Origin of the sequence: Arthrobacter sp. GCM10027362 (assembly GCF_042679445.1) — a bacterium.
In the GTDB taxonomy this organism is placed as follows: Bacteria; Actinomycetota; Actinomycetes; order Actinomycetales; family Micrococcaceae; genus Crystallibacter.
Window position 1 is genome coordinate 1 of the sequence record NZ_JBHTML010000088.1, and the last position, 16,360, is coordinate 16,360.

Consider the following 16,360-nt stretch of genomic DNA (forward strand, 5'->3'; position numbering starts at 1 on the left):
TGTTCAGGCCGGCCCATTGGCCGGCGATGACCCCGGCGGCGGCCTCGAGCGCGCGTGTGGGCATCCTCGGCCGCCGGGTGCCGTCCGCGGTCCGCGGGCGGTAAACCAGCGCACCGGCCAGTCCCGCCAGTTCCGCGGCGTCAAGGCCGGCGAACGCCCCGTGGTCCAGGCCCAGGGCCACCAGCAGGTCCCGTTCGCCGTAGATGCTGCGCAGCCGCTGTCCGCCCGGACCGAGGCCCGGTCCGGCCCCGCTGCTGCCGAGGTAGCCGTACTGTGCCAGAACAGCGCAGATCCTGCCGAAGGCCGGGGCCGGGTCCGCCGCGCGGTCCTGGAACCGGGCGAAGGAGGAGCGGAGCAGCCGCACAGCCCCCGCCCGGCCCAGCCGTGCAACCAGGTTGGCGGCCATGTTGTAGGTGGGCCGGAAGCTGGACACCAGCGGGTAGGTGCGCCGCGAGGCCAGGCCCGCCACCGCCGTCGGATCCGTTCCCGGCCGCCAGAGGACGACGGCGTGTCCTTCCGTATCGATGCCCCTGCGGCCGGCCCGTCCGGTGAGCTGGGTGTATTCGCCGGGCGTGAGGTCCACGAGGGTTTCGCCGTTGAACTTGTCCAGCCGTTCCAGCACCACGGTCCGGGCCGGCATGTTGATCCCCAGGGCCAGGGTCTCGGTGGCGAAGACGGCCCGGAGCAGTCCGTCCGCGAACAGGCCTTCCACGGCTTCCTTGAAGGCCGGGAGCATGCCCGCATGGTGGGCGGCAAAGCCCCGGCGCAGTCCGTCCCGCCAGGTGCCGAAGCCGAAGGCCTCCAGCTCCCCGGCGGGGATGTCCCGGACGGCGTCGTTGGCCCGCCGCAGGATCTCCCGGCGCTGTGCCGGGGTCGTGAGCCAGAGCCCGGAGTCGATGCACTCCTGCAGGGCCGCCTCGCAGCCGGCCCGGGAAAAGATGAACGTGATCGCCGGCAGCAGGCCCCTGCGGTCCAGGTGCTGGACCAGCTGCGGCCGCGTCCTGCCGGACCGGCCCCGCCGGGCGGCCCAGGCGCGCTCGAAATGCCGGGTCCGGCCGCGCTCCCGCTCCGCGCCGTCCTCCCCGGGCCGGTAGCGCAGGGCCTCGGCGAGCGCCAGCAGGTCGGGATTGGCCGGGTGTTCGGCCAGGATGCGGTCCCGGCCGCCGCCCGGGTCCAGCTCGTCGAAGGCCACCGGTACGGCAAACAGGTCCAGCAGCTCGCTGCCCGCCATCACGTGCTGCCGCAGGGGCACCGGCCGGTGTTCGGAGACCACCACGGCGGTGTCCCCGCGGATGCTTTCGAGCCAGGCGCCGAATTCCTCCGCGTTGGAAACCGTTGCGCTCAGGCCCACCACGCGGACCTGCGCGGGCAGCTGGATGAGCACTTCCTCCCAGGCCGCACCCCGCAGCGGATCGGCCAGATAGTGCACCTCGTCCATCACCACATAGCCCAGGCCGTCCAGCACCGCCGGGTCCGCATACAGCATGTTCCGGAGCACTTCGGTGGTCATGACGACGGCGTCGGCACCGGGATTGATGCTGGTGTCGCCGGTGAGCAGGCCGGTCCGGCCGCTGCCCCAGGTGCGCGCCAGGTCGGCGAACTTCTGGTTGCCCAGCGCCTTGACGGGGGTGGTGTAAAAGGCCCGCAGCCCGCGCTGCAGGGCAAGGAACACGGCGAACTCCCCCACCACTGTCTTTCCGGAGCCGGTCGGGGCGGCGACCAGGACACCGTGCCCGGACTCGAGGGCCAGGCATGCTTCGAGCTGGAAGGGATCCAGCTCGAAGCCCAGCCCGTGCCGGAACCGGTCGAGCCGGCCCTGGCCGGGTTCCCCGGCCTTGTGGGTCTCCATGCGCAGCTGCGGGTCCGGCCGGCTAGGGCCCGGCCCAGCCCCCGCCCTGCGTGTAGGTGCCCACCACGGTGCCGCTGCCGCTTTGGGTCGAGTTCTCCGGGTCCTCGTACAGCAGCGCCTCGGTGGCCCCGCTGTGGCCGATGATCTCCTCGGCGGCTTGCCGGGCCTCGGCCAGGGTGGCTCCGGCAACGAGGGTGCGGGCCAGCAGGTCCGGGGCATGGACGGTTCCCGCCTCGGTCTGCGACAGCGGGATGGTGTCATCCGGTTCCTCGCCGTTGACCGGGAATTCGAAGTCCTCGTCGTCGCCGGGGGGAATATGGTACTCGACGAAATATCCCATGGGTACAGCCTTGCAGATACCGGCGGCGGTGCAACCCTGCCTGCGCAGGGGCCGGCTCCCGCAGTACTCGAACGTACGGAGTCAGTATTCCGGCGCCCAGGGCCTGCCGACGACGAAGCCCTCCTGGAACGGATCGGTCGGATCAAGCACCAGCTGGTTCAAGGACGTGATCCAGGCCCGGCCGGAAATGCTGGGGATGACGGCGTGGTAGGGGCCCACCGTGGTGACGCCTTCGATGCGCGCGTCGAACCGGCTGCCAATGATCGATTCGTGCCGGAAGAGCTGGCCGGGGCGAAGCTCTCCGCGGGCATGCAGCAGGGCCAGGCGGGCCGAGGTCCCGGTGCCGCACGGCGAGCGGTCCAGCCTCCCGGGGGACACGATGACGGCGTTGACCGAGCGGACCATGTCTTCTCCGTCCGGCCCCTCCTCGTGAAGCAAGGGGCCGGTGAACGAGGTGTTCGTGATCCCGGGAATGAGCGGGTTTTCCGGATGTGCCACCTCGAGCTGCTCCGCGGCGGCCTTCTTGATCCGCTGGCCAAGCTCGTACAGCGTGGCCTCCTGGCTGACATCGAGGGTGATTCCTGCCGATTCGGCGTCGACGAAGGCGAAGGTCATGCCGCCGTAGGCGATGTCGACGGACAGCACGCCGACGCCCGGAACATCGATCTTCGCGTCCCGGTGGTAGACGAAGGCCGGCTGGTTCACGAGCTTCACCCGCTCGACCTTGCCGTTGGAGCAGGTGGCCTCGACCCTGATGGGGCCGGCCGGCGATTCCAGCACCACGCGGGTGACCGGCTCGGTCATCGGCAGCATTCCGGTCTCGAGCAGGACCGTGGCGACGCACATGGTGTTGGAGCCGGACATGGCCGGGTATTCGGTGGACTCCAGGATGATGTACCCCATGTCCGCCTCCGGGTGGTTCGAGGGGAGCACGACGTTGGCGTTGTGCCACACCGCGCCCCGAGGCTCGCACAGAAGCAGTTTCCGCAGCTGGTCCTGGTGCCGGCTGAAGTGAAGCATCTTCTCGAAGATCGTGTCGCCGGGCACGTGGCCGACGCCGCCGACCACGACCTTTCCGAACTCCCCCTCGGCGTGGGCATCCACCACGTTGAGCAACCGGCTGAACCTCATGTCCGCTCCTTCCACCAGCGTCGGTCCGCAGGACCGCCTGCGACCTGTACCTGTTCCGCCGACACCATTGACGGCGGGGAGACGGTACCTTACGTTCGATTCAATTGCCTGACAATCTAACAAATAAATCGAAACAGGGGTAGCCGTGAACAAGCACGGACAGCGCTTCAAGGGAAAGGTCGCACTCGTTACCGGCGGGGGCGGCGGCATCGGTTCGGCTGCGGCGGCGCGCCTGGCCGGGGAGGGCGCCCAGGTGGTGGTGTGCGACGCCGATGCCGGTGCGGCCGGACGGACCGCGGACCGGCTGGTGGAGGACGGGCTCGCAGCGCGCCTCCTGGCCTTCGACGTGACCTCCTCCGGTGAAGTGGAAGCCGCGGTCGCCTCCGTGGTGGACGAGTTCGGCGGGGTGGACGTCCTGGTCAACAACGCCGGCATCAACCGGCGGGGCGCCCTACTCGACCTGACGGCGGCTGATTGGGACGCAAGCTTCGCGGTGAACGTCGACGCCTTGTTCCACCTGTGCCGCGCGGTCCTTCCCCGCATGATCGAGGCCGGCGGTGGGGCGATCGTCAACACCGCCTCGCAGTGGGGACTGCACCCTGCGCCGGGGCACATCGCCTACAACGTCTCGAAAGCAGCGGTGGTGGTGTTCACGCAGAACCTCGCCCGTGATTACGCGCCGATGGGCGTGCGGGTCAACGCCGTATGCCCCGGAGAAGTCCACACCCCGATGCTGGAGGCGGGGCTGCGGCGCTCGGGCAGGACGGTGGCGGACCTTGACGCGCTGGTCCCGTTCGGCCGCATCGGCAGGCCGGAGGAAGTGGCCGCGCTCATCGCGTTCCTGGCCTCGGATGAAGCGCCCTACATGTGCGGGTCCATCGTGGAAATCACCGGCGCCCAGGCGGTCTGCTGATGAACGGGCTCGACGGGGCGGTCGCCCTGGTCACCGGGGCTTCCCGCGGCATCGGTGCCGCCACCGCGAGCGCCCTGCACCGGCAGGGCGCGAACGTCATCGTCCACTACGGCTCCCAGGCCGGTCCCGCGCACCGGTTGGCGTCCGAGCTGGGCCGGGCCACGCACGTGGTCGGCGGGGATCTGACCGACCCGGCGCAGCTGGAGCGGGTGTGGGCCGAGGCGCTGGCATGGCACGGACGTGTGGACGCCCTCGTCAACAACGCGGGCGGCTGGATCCCCTCGCCGCTCGACGACAAGCAGGCCTGGAACGACGGGTGGAGCCTGAACCTGGCCCTGAACCTCACCGCGCCGGCCGAGCTGTGCCGGCTGGCCATCGGCCACTTCCGCCAACGCGGCGGCGGGATCATCGTGAACGTCACCAGCCGCTCGGCCCACCGCGGGGACGACGCCGGGCACTTGGCCTACGGCGCAGCGAAGGCAGGCCTGCTCGCCCTGACCAAGGGCATCGCCCGGGGCTGCGGGCGCGACGGAATCCTGGCCTACGCCATCGCGCCCGGCTGGGTGGCGACCGACTTGGCGGCCGGCCAGCTGACAGCCGAAATGGCGGCCGGAATGCCGCTGGGCGAACCCACTCCCCCGGAGGACGTGGCCGAACTCATTGCTTTTCTCGCCAGCGGCAGGTGCCGCCACGCCACCGGATCCACGGTGGACATCACGGGCGCGGACTACGTCCGGTAGCGGCCGAAAAAGTTTCGCAATCTTTTCGCAGGGTACTGGACGTGACACCAATCACAGCCTAGAGTTTTTTTATTGGCAGATTGCCTGACAATCAGGCAGCTAGGTAATTCCACTGGCACGGCGGATCCACCGCCGCTGAATCGAGGGAAGCTCACCATGACAAAAACCAGCAAGATCGTCCTCGCGCTCATCGCCGTCCTGGCCCTCGCCGTCGTCGGCGGCTACCTGGGATCGGGGTTCCGCGGCAGCCCGGCGGCCGCGGGCGAGACCGGCCAGGGATCCTTCATCGAAGCGATCAAGGAGCGCGGGGAACTGCGGGTTGGTGTCGCCATCGCCCCGCCGATGACGATCCAGAACGCCGACGGCACCCTCGGCGGAGCCAACCTGATCCCGCTGCAGCAGCTGGCCGACGAACTGGGCGTGAAACTGGTTCCGGTCGCCGCCGAGTGGAAGAACATCGTCGCCGGCCTCCAGGCCGACCGGTACGATTTCGCCGCGAACCTCGACTACACCGTCGAACGCTCGCTGGCGATCCAGTTCACGGACCCCGTTTACAGCTACCCCGGTGTCTTCGTGGTCAAGGCCGGCTCCAAGCACGTCACCGCAGACGACGTCATCAAGGACGGCGGCCAGATCTCGGTGGCTCAGGGAGCCGCGCCCGCGGCGGCCCTGGGACAGTTCACCGGCAAGATCATGCCGATGGACAGCTACGCCAACGCCATCTCAGCCGTCCAGGCCAACCGGGCGATCGCCGAGTTCACCGACCTGCCCACGGCGGAGTCCCAGGCCCTGGCGGATGACAGCTTGAAGATCATCGTGCCGGAGCCGTCCATTTTCGAGTCCTCGACCGGTTACGGTGTCCCCGCCGACGCCGACCCGCGTTCCCTGCAGATCGTCAACATCGCGATCGACCGCGCCAAGAGCGAGGGCGTGCTGACCAAGGCCTACGCCGAAGCCAACTACGTCGAGGTGGGCAACCTCGGGGACCTCCGCAAGAAGTAGACGGCCGGCGAAAGGCTCCGATCATGAACTACAACTTCAACTGGGGCGTCGTTGCCGACGCAATGCCCACGCTTCTTGGCGGACTCGGGCTGACCCTCCAGATCGCCGTCATCACGATCACTATCAGCATGGTGCTCGCTGTCCCGCTGACGATGGCGCGCATGGCGCGCATCGAAGTCATCCGTTGGGCGGCCCAGGCCTACATCGAGGTGTTCCGCTGCACCCCGCTGCTGGTCCAGCTCTTCTGGATCTTCTACGCGCTGCCCGCCCTGACGGGCATCACCCTCCCCGGGTACGTCTCGGCGGTGATCGCACTCTCGGCGAACCTGACGGCCTTCATGGCCGAGGCCTACCGCAGCGGGTTCCAGGCCGTCCCGGTCGAGCAGGTCGAGGCCGGCCGGATGCTCCAGCTCTCGCACCTGCAGCAGCTGCGGCACATCATCCTGCCGCAGGCCCTGCGCCAGCAGTTGCCGGTGATCCTGTCCCTGAACATCTCGCTCTTCAAGGACACCGCCCTGGTCTCGACCATCGCCGTCGCGGACCTGATGTTCGTGGCCAACACCGTCTCCGCCCAGTCCTACCGTTCCCTGGAGGTCTTCACCGTGGCAGCACTGATGTACTTTGCCATCGCCTTCCCCGTCTCACTGATCACCAGCCACATCGAGGCCCGCATGCAGCGCGCCGCCGGGCACGGCCCGGCAGCCAAGAAGCTCTTCCTCACCCGCCTCGTGCCCGGCATGAAGCCGGTGGCGGCATGAGCTTCGCTGGAACGGCACAGCCGTCGACCCGGACACAGCCGGCACGCAAGGGAGACGTCCTGGTCTCCGCCAGGGGCCTGGAGAAGGCGTTCCACTCACGCACGATCCTCCGCCACGTGGACTTCGAGATGAAGGCCGGGGACATCACCGTCATCATCGGCAAGTCCGGATCGGGCAAGTCCACCCTGCTGCGGGCCATTGCCGGCCTGACGGACCCGGACAGCGGCGAGATCAGCATCGACGGCAAGACCGTCTTCGCCGACGGGGCACGGACGAAGGCCTGGAACGCGGTCAAGTCCGACGTCGGCATGGTATTCCAGACCTACACCCTCTGGCCGCACATGAACGTCCTGGAGAACCTGACGCTCGCCCCGCGCAAACGCCTCGGGATGAAGCCCGGCGAAGCCCGGGACCGTGCGGAGACTGCGCTCGAGGAGGTCGGCATGAAGCACCACATCCTCAGCCGTCCCACGCAGCTCTCCGGCGGCGAGCGCCAGCGGGTCGCGATCGCCCGGGCCCTGATGATGAAGCCCAAGCTCCTGCTCTGCGACGAGATCACTTCCGCCCTGGATCCGCCAGTGGCGGCCGAGGTCCTCGACGTCCTCCGCCGCCTGAAGGAGGAAGAGGGCATCGCCCTGGCCCTCGTGACCCACGACATGGCCTTCGCCTCGAAGGCCGCCGACCGCGTCGTGTTCTTCCACGAGGGTGAGATCGCGGTGAACGCCGCTCCGGAAGAGGCGTTCGACCACTGCACCAACGAAGAACTCAAGCGTTTCGTGGACGCCGTCCGCTTCTAAGCGGCCGCCGGGCAAACTGCCAGCCAGACAGAAAGGAAAGCCATGCACGTGCTCGTCATCGGAGGCGGCGTCATCGGCCTGACAACCGCCTACCACCTCGCCCGGGAAGGCGCGGAGGTGACCGTCCTCGACGCGCGAGCCACGGGCCTTGGCGCCAGCAAGGTCAACGCCGGCTGGATCTGCCCGGCGGAATCGGCGCCCGTCCCCGGACCGGGCGTGGTCCTGAAATCCCTGAAGTGGATGCTCCGCCCGGACAGCCCGCTCTACATCCGGCCCTCCCTCGAGCCCTCGTTCCTGCGGTTTATGTTCGGCATGTGGCGCAAGTCCAATGCGCGCGACCAGCGCGCCGGCTTCGAGGCCCACCTCCGCCTGGCCGCGGACACCCTCGGGATCTTCGACGACTACCGTGCCGACGGCATGGACTTCGAGATGCACACCGCAGGGTTGCTGATGGCGTTCACAGACAAGGACAACTTCGACCACCACCTCGACAACCTCGACCTGGCCACCCAGTACGGCCGGGAACCGCAGGTGCTGCACGGGGACGCGGTGCACGAGCGCGAGCCGCTGCTGACGGACGCGGTCCTGGGCGGCATCTACTTCCCCTACGAGCGGCACGTCGACCCGGGGGCCATGGCCGCCGCCCTGCACCGGCGGCTCGTCGCCATGGGGGTCAGGATCGTCGAGAACTCGCCGGTGGACGCGGTTGAACACGACGGAAGCCGCGTCGCCAGCGTGCACAGCGGCGGCAACCGCTACGTGGCCGACCGCATTGTCCTCGCCGCGGGAGCCTGGACCGGCAGGCTCTCGAAGCACTTCGGGGTACCGCTTCCCGTCCGGCCCGGCAAGGGCTACAGCGTGGAGGTGCCCGCGCTGGGCCTGCGCAGCGCCGTGAACCTGTGGGACGCGAAGGTTGCGGTCACTCCGTTCAATGACCGCCTCCGCCTTGCCGGCACCATGGAGTTCGGCGGCCTGGACGAGGAGGTCAACCGGGTCCGGGTCGATGCCATCCTGCGGGCACCGGCCAAGTACTTCCGCAACTGGCAGCCGCCGGCCACGAAGCCGGCACCCATGGCCGGCATGCGGCCGATGACCCCGGACGGCCTGCCCGTCATCGGCCGGCTCGGAGACCTGGAGAACACCTACGTCTCCACCGGGCACGGGATGATGGGCATCACCCTGGCGCCCGGCACCGCCGCTGCCCTGGCGGACCTGGTGGTGCGTGGCCGCACCGCGCCGGCCCTTCAGCCCTTCGGCGCCGACCGCTTCCGCGGCGTGCAGCGCAGCCTGCCCGTCGCGGCCCGTTAGATATCCATCACCGAGAGGAAACAACACACATGTCCCAGCACAAGAAGATCCAGCTCCGCGGCATCCTGGCCGCCGTCACCACTCCCTTCACCGCCGATGGCTCCGCCCTGGACGAGGCCGCGCTGCGCCGGCAGGCCGACCGGCTCATTGACGCCGGCATCCACGGCCTCGTCCCGACGGGCACGACCGGCGAATTCACCAGCCTGACCGATCAGGAGTACCGCCGGGTCATCGAACTGTACGTGGAAGCCGCCGCAGGCCGCGTCCCGGTTGTCGCCGGGATCGGGTCCATGACCACCGACGGCGCGGTCTCGCTGGCCCGCCACGCCGAGTCCGTGGGCGCCGACGCGCTCATGGTCGTGCCCCCCTTCTACGACCCGCTGGACTTCCCCACCCTGCAGCGGTTCCTCGGCGACGTCGCCGGAGCGGTGACGCTGCCCATCATCTACTACAACGTCCCCGGCGCCACCGGCATCAGGCTGACCGCCGCCGAACTCGCCGAACTGGGCGATATTGAGGGGGTCGACTACATCAAGAACACCTCCGATGACGCCGTGGCCCTGGCGGAGCTGCTCGCCGTGCGTACGGACCGCATCAAGGCCTTCAACGGCTGGGACACGCTCACGTTCTTCGGCATTGCTTCCGGCGCCGAGGCCTCCGTCTGGGGCACCGCCGGCGTGGTGCCCGAACTGGCCGTCGAGTTCTGGAACACGCTGGCCGAACGCAAGGACCTGGCCACGGCCCGCGAACAGTGGAAGCACCTGTGGGCGATCAGCGACTTCCTGGAGTCCGTCAACTACGTTGCGGGCATCAAGGCCGGCCTGGAGCTGATCGGCGAGCCGGTCGGCCCGGTGCGCGCCCCGCTCCAGCCCCTGGCCGCGGAGAAGCGCGAGCAGCTGGCCGGGCTGCTGGTGGCAGCCGGTGTGACCAAGCCCGTGGCCGTATGAACGGGCCCCTGCTCCTCGACGCCGTCGAGGTCCACGCCGAAGGCGAGCCGGGGCGCATCCTGACCTCGGCCGCCGGGCTGGTCCAGGGCGACACCATGGCGCAACGCCTGGACTACTGCCGGCAGCACCTGGACTGGCTCCGCCGCCTGATGCTGCGCGAGCCGCGGGGCTACCCCGGGCTGTGCGCCGTGCTGCTGCTGCCTCCGGTGAACCCCGGGTCGGACTTCGGCATCGTTGTCCTGGAGCAGGGCGGATTCACCCCGATGTCCGGATCCAACACCATCTGCGCGGTCACGGCGGCCATCGAAACCGGCATCGTCGACCGCCCGGGCCCCGTCGTCGAGGTCCTGATCGACACCGCCGTCGGCAGGGTGCACGCCACTGCCCGTGTGGAGTCGGGCAAGGTCATCTCGGTAACCGTGGCCAACGTCCCGAGCTTCGTCGTCGGCCTGGACGTGCCGCTGGAAGTCCCGGAATTCGGCACGGTCCCGGTGGACATCGTCTTCGGCGGCCAGTACTTCGCCCAAGCGAAGGCCGCTGACCTAGGGCTGGACCTTGACCCGTCCCGGGGCAAGGAACTCGTCCGGGCCGGCGCCTTGATCAAGATGGCCGCGGCCGAGCAGATCCAGGCCGTGCACCCGGAAAACCCGAACGTCTCCGGCGTCAACCTGGTCATGCTGCACTCCGGGGACCGCGTGCCCGGAGTGCAGGCGCGCAATACCGTGGTCCTGACCAGCGGGCCACTGGTGCCGACGGACCCCACCACCTGGACCGGCGCGCTGGACCGCTCCCCGTGCGGCACCGGAACCTCGTCGCGGATGGCCGCCCTGCACGCGCGCGGCCAGCTGGCCATCGGGGAGGACTTCAGCCACAAGTCCATCATCGGTACCGAGTTCATCGGCCGCCTCGACGGCGAAACCACGGTGGGCGGCCACACTGCCGTCCTGCCCACCATCACCGGCCGCGGCTGGATCACCGGCCGCAGCCAGTGGGTCCTCGACCCAACCGACCCGTTCCCGACCGGCTACACCGTCGGCGATATCTGGGGCCCCACCTCCGGGTAGGGCCAGCCAGGGAAAGCAGGAAACCATATGAGCGAAACGACAGTACTGACCGGCATCGAAGCAGGCCAATTCATCAACGGGCACCCCGTGTCCGGAAGCTCCGAAGACGTGTGCACGGTGCTGGACCCCTCGAACGGCGAGCCCCTGGCCGCCCTGGGCACCGCCGGGCCGTCCGACCTGGAGGCGGCGGTCTCCGCCGCCCGGGCCGCGTTCCCCGGCTGGTCCACCGCCACCCCGGGCGAGCGCTCGGCGGTCCTGGCCCGGTTCGCCGCGCTGCTGGAGGAACGGGCCGAGGAGTTCGCGCAGCTCGAGTCCCGGCAGGCAGGCAAGCCGATCCGGCTCACCCGCGAGTTCGACGTTCCCGGAACCATCGACAACATCTCATTCTTCGCCGGGGCCGCCCGCAACCTCGAAGGCAAGGCGACGGCCGAGTACTCCCCGGACCACACGTCCTCCATCCGCCGTGAAGCGATCGGCGTCATCGGCTCGATCGCCCCGTGGAACTACCCGCTGCAGATGGCTGCGTGGAAGATCCTCCCGGCCATCGCGGCCGGCAACACGATCGTCCTCAAGCCGGCCGAAATCACTCCGCTGACCAGCCTGCTGTTCGCCAAGACCGCCAGCGACGCCGGGCTGCCGGACGGCGTGGTCAACGTGATCTGCGGCAGGGGCTCCACCGTGGGGGCGCAACTGCTGCGGCACCCGGACGTGGACATGCTCTCCTTCACCGGATCCACCGCGGTGGGCCGGACGGTGCTCGAGGCGGCCGCCACGACGGCCAAGCGCGTCCACCTCGAACTCGGCGGCAAGGCCCCGTTCGTGGTCTTCGACGACGCCGACCTGCAGGCGGCGGTCCACGGCGCCGTCGCCGGCAGCCTCATCAACAGCGGCCAGGACTGCACCGCGGCCACCCGGGCCATCGTCCACCGCTCGCTGTACCGGGACTTCGTGGACGGCGTCGCGGAGCTCTACTCGAAGGTCCGCCTTGGACCGACCCTGGACCCGGCCACCGACATGGGGCCGCTGGTCTCCCGGCAGCACCGCGACAAGGTGGCGGGCATGGTCGATCGGGCAGGCGCCTACGCGCGCGTGATCGGCGGCGGCATCCCGGACGGCGACCTGGCGGCCGGATCCTACTTCCGTCCCACACTCGTCGCGGACGCCCCCGCGGACAGCGAGATCGTCCGCGACGAGGTCTTCGGACCGGTCCTGGCCGCCATGCCGTTCGACTCCGACGACGAGGCCATCCGCCTGGCCAACGACACCCCCTACGGCCTGGCTGCCTCCGCCTGGACCCGCGACGTCTACCGCTCGCTGCGCGCCACCCGCGAAATCCGCTCCGGCTGTGTGTGGATCAACGACCACATCCCGATCATCAGCGAGATGCCGCACGGTGGCATGAAGGAATCCGGCTTCGGCAAGGACATGTCCACCTACTCGTTCGACGAGTACACCACCGTGAAGCACGTGATGTTCGACCTGACCGGAGCCCAAACCAAGGACTGGCACCGGACGGTCTTCACCCTCTAGGCACACGCAAAACGTTGGGGCCCGGCGGCCTTGCCGCCGGGCCCCAACGTTGTTGTTACGAGCCGTTGTCCGGGCCCCGGGTCAGACCTTGAAGACCTGCCCCGTTTCGATGCCCTGGACCGAGCGGACGAATGCCCGCGCGACGTCGGCGGCCGCCACCTGCGGGAATCCGGGGAAATAGGGGTGGTAGCCGGCAGCTTCGGCCAGGACGGTCGGGCTGACCGCGTTGATCCGGATCCCGCGGGGCATCTCGGCGCTGGCCGCCATGACGAACGACTCCAGGGCGCCGTTGGCGAGCGATGCCGCCACTCCGGTCGCAATGGGCTCGCGTGCGAGGATGCCGGAAACCAGCGTGAACGACCCCTTGTCGGCCACGTACGCCAGGCCTTCGGTCACGAGGCTGACCTGGCCCATCACCTTGTCGGCAAACCCGGCGCGGTAGTCCGCCTCGTCCAGTTCGGTGAGCGGCTTGAAGGGGACCGAGCCGGTGCAGGAGACGACGGCGTCCACCGTTCCGATGGACTTGAACATGGCCCGGATGGAGGCCGTATCGGTCAGGTCGACCTTCGTCTCCGCCCCCCCGGGACGCCCGGATGACCTCGTGGTCAGCTTCCAACGTCTCCGCGGCGGCGTTCCCGATCAGGCCGGTGGCTCCGACAACCAGGATCCTCATGCAGTTTCCTTCCTTTCGATCAGTTCGATGAGCTCGCGTGCGCTGCCGATGGTGTGGGCCTCGAAGGCCTCCTGGATGGCGGCGCGATCGCCCGAGAGCAGGGCATCCACCAGGTGCTGGTGGACCAGCCGGGCACGCTCGGGATCCGAGCGGACGGCCTGGTCCCGGGCCAGCGCGATGGTGATATGGGCCTCGACGACCGGCCAGAGGCGCACCAGGAGCGAATTTTCCGACGCCGCCCAGATCCGGCGGTGGAACGCGACGTGCGCCTCATGCCGCACCAGCGGATCGGGATCGCCCTCGACCCGCGAAAAATCCGCCCAGGCCTGCCGGACGCTGTCCATGCGCGCGCCGGTGGGGTCGTCCAGGATCCCGTCCACGGCCAGCATGTCCAGTGCCTGGCGGGTATTGGCGATATCCAGGATCTGGTCCGCGTCCACGGTCGCCACCCGAAGGCCGCGGTAGGGTTCCTGGACCAGCAGCCCCTCCTGGGCGAGCTGGTTCAGCGCCTCGCGGATGGTCGGCCGGCTGACGCTGAGCATCTGGGAGAGCTGCACCTCGGTCAGCTTCTCTCCGGGCTTCAGCCAGCCGCGCACCACGGCGCGGCGGATCTCCTGGATGGCTGCGTCCCGCCGCGAGAGCGACGACACCGGACCGACGGCACTACCTGTTGGGAGCAAAGTGTTCATTGATGCCGCTTCCTGTCCTGTTCGCGCTTCACCCCGACAGAGGGAATGCTGATTGTCAGACATTCCCTCCTAGCCTAACCCGCCCGGGGCCAGGTTGCTACCCCTGGTCCGCGTTGTCGGGGCCATGGGCGGGTTCCTCGCCCGGCACCTGCCCGCGCATCCGGTGCCACAGCAACGCCACGTGCAGGGCGGCCCGAGACTCCGCGTCGTCCAAGGAAACACCGAGCCTCTCCTGCAGGCGTGCCACGCGGGCGTAGAGCGCGGGACGGCTCAGGTACCCGGTGCGCGCGACCGAGGATTTGTTGCCGCCGTGGCGCAGGTAGAGCTCCAGGAAGTCCAGTGCCCCGGTGTCCTGCTCCTCCAGCAGGGGCGCCAGCTCCGCCTCAGCGAAGGCCCTGACCCTCGCATCGGTGCGGAGCGCGGCCAGCAGTCCACGGAGCCTGACGTCCGCGAAGCGGTAGTACCGGCGCCGCCGGATCTCCAGGGTGGCGGCAATGTCGGCCACTTGTGTGGCCGCATCCAGGCCCGCGGCGGCCTCCAGGAGCGAGCTGCTGCTCCGGCCGACCCCCACGGTCCAGGCCGCGGCCCCTTCACCCCCTCCCCGCCCGCCGGCGTCGCCCGCCCCGCGCCCCTCGGCGAGCTGCCCGAAGATCCGCTCGAGCAGCCCGTCCTCAAGCTGCCGGGCCGGCACCCCCAGCAAGGCGCCGAACGAACCCGAATGCAGGCCGACGGCCAGCATCGAACGCCGGGCCTGCCGGACCGTGGCCACGAGGTCCTCCAGCAGCGCCCGCTCGCGCAGCTGCAGGCCGGTAGGGTCCTCCCCCGGCAGCCGGTCCAGCCGCACGACGATCGGGACGTAGAAGGCGCTGGGCTCCAGCCCCAGGGCCTGGGCGCGGGTCACGGCTTCCCGCTCGTCCAGCGCGTGCGGCTGGCGCAGATCGTGCATCAACCCGGCCTGTGCCTGCTGCAGCAGGTCCTGCTCGTCCCGGCCGGCCATCCGGGCCAAGGTCAGGGCCTGTCCGGCCCGCTCCAGGACCTGCGCGGCGTCGGCGTCGTCCGGCAGTTCCCCCGGCACCACCAGCCGGCCCCAACGCCGGTCACGCACACCCACCGGCGTCTGCAGCCAGTCGCCCGTGCCGGCCCGTCGCCCGGTCTCCTTTTGGTACCCGACGTGGCGCGAGCGTCCCGCCCAGTCGTGGAGCAACTCCCCCGCGTCCATGCCGGCGGGGTTGAAGGCGAGCACGCGGTGGGCGACATCCTCGAGCACGACCGCGGCCCCCAGGAGTTCGGCCGTGCGGTCCACGATGCGCTGCTCGCTGGCACCCTCCAGGCTCAGCTGGGTGAAGACCTCGTGGACCCTGCGCCCGCGCTCCAGCCGGGCGAGCTGCTCCCCGACCAGGAGCCGGTGTGCCACCTGGGTCACGCGGACGAACTTGATGGTCCGCGTCAGCACAACCACGGGAAGGGCACGCCCGGCGGCCGCGCCGCGCAACACCTCGACGGCGTCCGTGTCGGGACGCCCCTGGGCATCCACGAGTTCGATCACGGCGCCGGCGGCCCCCGCCTGCTCGAGGTCGCCGAGGAACCGGCCGGCCGCGCCCGGGGACGCACGGAAAGACAGGCCGGTGCTCAGCACGAGCTCGCCGCCCTCGAGCAGCGGTCCCACCCGCTCCGAGTCGGCAATGTGGACCCAGCGCACGGCCGCATCGAGGGCGCCTTCTCCGGAGAGCACCTCCGGCTGCCCGGACCGTACCTCGTCAAGGTCGAGTAGCGCCCGGACGGTCACCGTCCGGGTTCCGTGCTCCTCCGCCTGAGGGTCCGCATTACCATCCCGGAAATCCAGCATTTACAAACTGTATACCCGGCTCAGCAACTTCATACACTTCGTCGCTACTTCCAGCCGCCTGCTGCCGTCAGGATGGTTCATCGAAGCCCGAACAATTGCGTCGGGACGTCAGCAAGACCAGCGACCGGGAGGACCACCCCATGCAAACCATCACCCACTGGATCAACGGCCGGTACACCGAGCCCGGCAGCGACTCCCGCTTCGGGGAGGTCGTCAACCCGGCCACGGGCAAGACCACCGCCCGCGTCGCCCTGGCCCCGACCGCCACGGTCGACGCCGCGGTCGCCGCGGCCGCCGCCGCCTTCCCCCGCTGGCGCGACACCTCGATCGCCCGGCGCACCCAGATCATGTTCGCCTTCCGCGAGCTGCTCAACGCCCGCAAGGGCGAACTGGCCGCCATCATCACGGCCGAGCACGGCAAGGTCCTCGACGATGCCCTTGGCGAGGTCAGCCGCGGCCAGGAGGTCGTGGAGTTCGCCTGCGGCATCCCGCACCTGCTCAAGGGCGGCTACACCGAGAACGCCTCCACCAAGGTGGACGTGCACTCGCTGCGCCAGCCGCTGGGCGTGGCCGCCATCATCAGCCCGTTCAACTTCCCGGCCATGGTGCCGATGTGGTTCTTCCCGGTCGCCATCGCTTCGGGTAACACCGTGGTGATCAAGCCCAGCGAGAAGGACCCGACCGCCGCGAACTGGCTGGCCGAGCTGTGGACGGAAGCGGGCCTGCCGGACGGGGTCTTCAACGTGGTCCACGGGGACAAGGAGGCCGTGGAC

The 16,360-nt window shown here is 69.6% G+C and carries 16 protein-coding genes; 10 read left to right on the forward strand and 6 right to left on the reverse strand.

The window, feature by feature from the left end; all coding sequences use genetic code 11:
* The 3 genes from ACFQ36_RS13250 to ACFQ36_RS13260 all read right to left on the reverse strand — a co-directional run.
* A partial coding sequence (locus tag ACFQ36_RS13250) for a DEAD/DEAH box helicase (RefSeq protein ID WP_377014300.1) occupies positions 1 to 1,849 on the reverse strand: 1,849 nt, incomplete at its 3' end.
* A 22-nt stretch (positions 1,850 to 1,871) separates the two neighbouring features.
* The gene (locus ACFQ36_RS13255; protein WP_377014302.1) at positions 1,872 to 2,189 is read right to left on the reverse strand and encodes a hypothetical protein; all 318 of its coding nucleotides are present in this window, start codon (positions 2,187 to 2,189) and stop codon (positions 1,872 to 1,874) included.
* An 81-nt stretch (positions 2,190 to 2,270) separates the two neighbouring features.
* A complete protein-coding gene (locus ACFQ36_RS13260; RefSeq protein ID WP_377014304.1) occupies positions 2,271 to 3,320 on the reverse strand; it encodes a proline racemase family protein in 1,050 nt (349 codons plus the stop codon).
* 145 nt (positions 3,321 to 3,465) lie between these two features.
* On the opposite strand from ACFQ36_RS13260, the gene ACFQ36_RS13265 reads away from it, so the two are divergent.
* The 9 genes from ACFQ36_RS13265 to ACFQ36_RS13305 all read left to right on the forward strand — a co-directional run bounded on the left by ACFQ36_RS13265 (position 3,466) and on the right by ACFQ36_RS13305 (position 12,379).
* The gene (locus ACFQ36_RS13265; RefSeq protein ID WP_377014306.1) at positions 3,466 to 4,233 is read left to right on the forward strand and encodes an SDR family NAD(P)-dependent oxidoreductase; all 768 of its coding nucleotides are present in this window, start codon (positions 3,466 to 3,468) and stop codon (positions 4,231 to 4,233) included.
* Complete coding sequence (locus ACFQ36_RS13270) at positions 4,233 to 4,973, forward strand: SDR family NAD(P)-dependent oxidoreductase (RefSeq protein WP_377014308.1); 741 nt, start codon at positions 4,233 to 4,235, stop codon at positions 4,971 to 4,973. The genes ACFQ36_RS13265 and ACFQ36_RS13270 overlap by 1 nt, the downstream gene beginning before the upstream one ends.
* Before the next feature lie 156 nt (positions 4,974 to 5,129).
* Positions 5,130 to 5,975, forward strand: coding sequence for a substrate-binding periplasmic protein (locus ACFQ36_RS13275; protein ID WP_377014310.1), 846 nt, complete (start codon positions 5,130 to 5,132; stop codon positions 5,973 to 5,975).
* A 23-nt stretch (positions 5,976 to 5,998) separates the two neighbouring features.
* Positions 5,999 to 6,733, forward strand: coding sequence for an amino acid ABC transporter permease (locus tag ACFQ36_RS13280; protein ID WP_377014312.1), 735 nt, complete (start codon positions 5,999 to 6,001; stop codon positions 6,731 to 6,733).
* Positions 6,730 to 7,530 (forward strand): amino acid ABC transporter ATP-binding protein, encoded by an 801-nt coding sequence (locus ACFQ36_RS13285; protein WP_377014314.1) that lies wholly within the window; start codon positions 6,730 to 6,732, stop codon positions 7,528 to 7,530. The genes ACFQ36_RS13280 and ACFQ36_RS13285 overlap by 4 nt, the downstream gene beginning before the upstream one ends.
* 42 nt (positions 7,531 to 7,572) lie before the next feature.
* Positions 7,573 to 8,838 (forward strand): NAD(P)/FAD-dependent oxidoreductase, encoded by a 1,266-nt coding sequence (locus ACFQ36_RS13290; protein WP_377014316.1) that lies wholly within the window; start codon positions 7,573 to 7,575, stop codon positions 8,836 to 8,838.
* A 29-nt stretch (positions 8,839 to 8,867) separates the two neighbouring features.
* The gene (locus tag ACFQ36_RS13295; RefSeq protein ID WP_377014318.1) at positions 8,868 to 9,785 is read left to right on the forward strand and encodes a dihydrodipicolinate synthase family protein; all 918 of its coding nucleotides are present in this window, start codon (positions 8,868 to 8,870) and stop codon (positions 9,783 to 9,785) included.
* Positions 9,782 to 10,849, forward strand: coding sequence for a proline racemase family protein (locus ACFQ36_RS13300; RefSeq protein WP_377014320.1), 1,068 nt, complete (start codon positions 9,782 to 9,784; stop codon positions 10,847 to 10,849). The genes ACFQ36_RS13295 and ACFQ36_RS13300 overlap by 4 nt, the downstream gene beginning before the upstream one ends.
* 27 nt (positions 10,850 to 10,876) lie before the next feature.
* The gene (locus tag ACFQ36_RS13305; RefSeq protein ID WP_377014322.1) at positions 10,877 to 12,379 is read left to right on the forward strand and encodes a gamma-aminobutyraldehyde dehydrogenase; all 1,503 of its coding nucleotides are present in this window, start codon (positions 10,877 to 10,879) and stop codon (positions 12,377 to 12,379) included.
* 81 nt (positions 12,380 to 12,460) lie between these two features.
* Here the strand turns inward: ACFQ36_RS13305 and ACFQ36_RS13310 are convergent, their stop codons facing one another.
* From ACFQ36_RS13310 to ACFQ36_RS13320, 3 genes are all read right to left on the reverse strand, one after another.
* Entirely contained in the window at positions 12,461 to 12,910 is a 450-nt protein-coding gene (locus tag ACFQ36_RS13310) for a short chain dehydrogenase (RefSeq protein WP_377014324.1), read from the reverse strand.
* Positions 12,911 to 13,048: 138 nt separating this feature from the next.
* The gene (locus ACFQ36_RS13315) at positions 13,049 to 13,741 is read right to left on the reverse strand and encodes a GntR family transcriptional regulator (protein WP_377014326.1); all 693 of its coding nucleotides are present in this window, start codon (positions 13,739 to 13,741) and stop codon (positions 13,049 to 13,051) included.
* A gap of 97 nt (positions 13,742 to 13,838) precedes the next feature.
* On the reverse strand, positions 13,839 to 15,587 hold the full coding sequence (locus ACFQ36_RS13320; RefSeq protein WP_377014328.1) for a PucR family transcriptional regulator: 1,749 nt from the start codon (positions 15,585 to 15,587) through the stop codon (positions 13,839 to 13,841).
* Positions 15,588 to 15,727: 140 nt separating this feature from the next.
* Between ACFQ36_RS13320 and ACFQ36_RS13325 the strand changes: the two genes are divergently transcribed.
* A partial coding sequence (locus ACFQ36_RS13325; RefSeq protein WP_377014330.1) for an aldehyde dehydrogenase family protein occupies positions 15,728 to 16,360 on the forward strand: 633 nt, incomplete at its 3' end.

What these genes read in the sequence shown, in the direction of transcription:
- ACFQ36_RS13260 (WP_377014304.1), bottom strand. Translation starts at nt 3,320, where the DNA reads ATGAGGTTCAGCCGGTTGCTCAACGTGGTGGATGCCCACGCCGAGGGG.
- ACFQ36_RS13295 (WP_377014318.1), top strand. Translation starts at nt 8,868, where the DNA reads ATGTCCCAGCACAAGAAGATCCAGCTCCGCGGCATCCTGGCCGCCGTC.
- ACFQ36_RS13255 (WP_377014302.1), bottom strand. Translation starts at nt 2,189, where the DNA reads ATGGGATATTTCGTCGAGTACCATATTCCCCCCGGCGACGACGAGGAC.
- ACFQ36_RS13275 (WP_377014310.1), top strand. Translation starts at nt 5,130, where the DNA reads ATGACAAAAACCAGCAAGATCGTCCTCGCGCTCATCGCCGTCCTGGCC.
- ACFQ36_RS13270 (WP_377014308.1), top strand. Translation starts at nt 4,233, where the DNA reads ATGAACGGGCTCGACGGGGCGGTCGCCCTGGTCACCGGGGCTTCCCGC.
- ACFQ36_RS13315 (WP_377014326.1), bottom strand. Translation starts at nt 13,741, where the DNA reads ATGAACACTTTGCTCCCAACAGGTAGTGCCGTCGGTCCGGTGTCGTCG.
- ACFQ36_RS13305 (WP_377014322.1), top strand. Translation starts at nt 10,877, where the DNA reads ATGAGCGAAACGACAGTACTGACCGGCATCGAAGCAGGCCAATTCATC.
- ACFQ36_RS13320 (WP_377014328.1), bottom strand. Translation starts at nt 15,587, where the DNA reads ATGCTGGATTTCCGGGATGGTAATGCGGACCCTCAGGCGGAGGAGCAC.
- ACFQ36_RS13310 (WP_377014324.1), bottom strand. Translation starts at nt 12,910, where the DNA reads ATGTTCAAGTCCATCGGAACGGTGGACGCCGTCGTCTCCTGCACCGGC.
- ACFQ36_RS13300 (WP_377014320.1), top strand. Translation starts at nt 9,782, where the DNA reads ATGAACGGGCCCCTGCTCCTCGACGCCGTCGAGGTCCACGCCGAAGGC.
- ACFQ36_RS13290 (WP_377014316.1), top strand. Translation starts at nt 7,573, where the DNA reads ATGCACGTGCTCGTCATCGGAGGCGGCGTCATCGGCCTGACAACCGCC.
- ACFQ36_RS13285 (WP_377014314.1), top strand. Translation starts at nt 6,730, where the DNA reads ATGAGCTTCGCTGGAACGGCACAGCCGTCGACCCGGACACAGCCGGCA.
- ACFQ36_RS13280 (WP_377014312.1), top strand. Translation starts at nt 5,999, where the DNA reads ATGAACTACAACTTCAACTGGGGCGTCGTTGCCGACGCAATGCCCACG.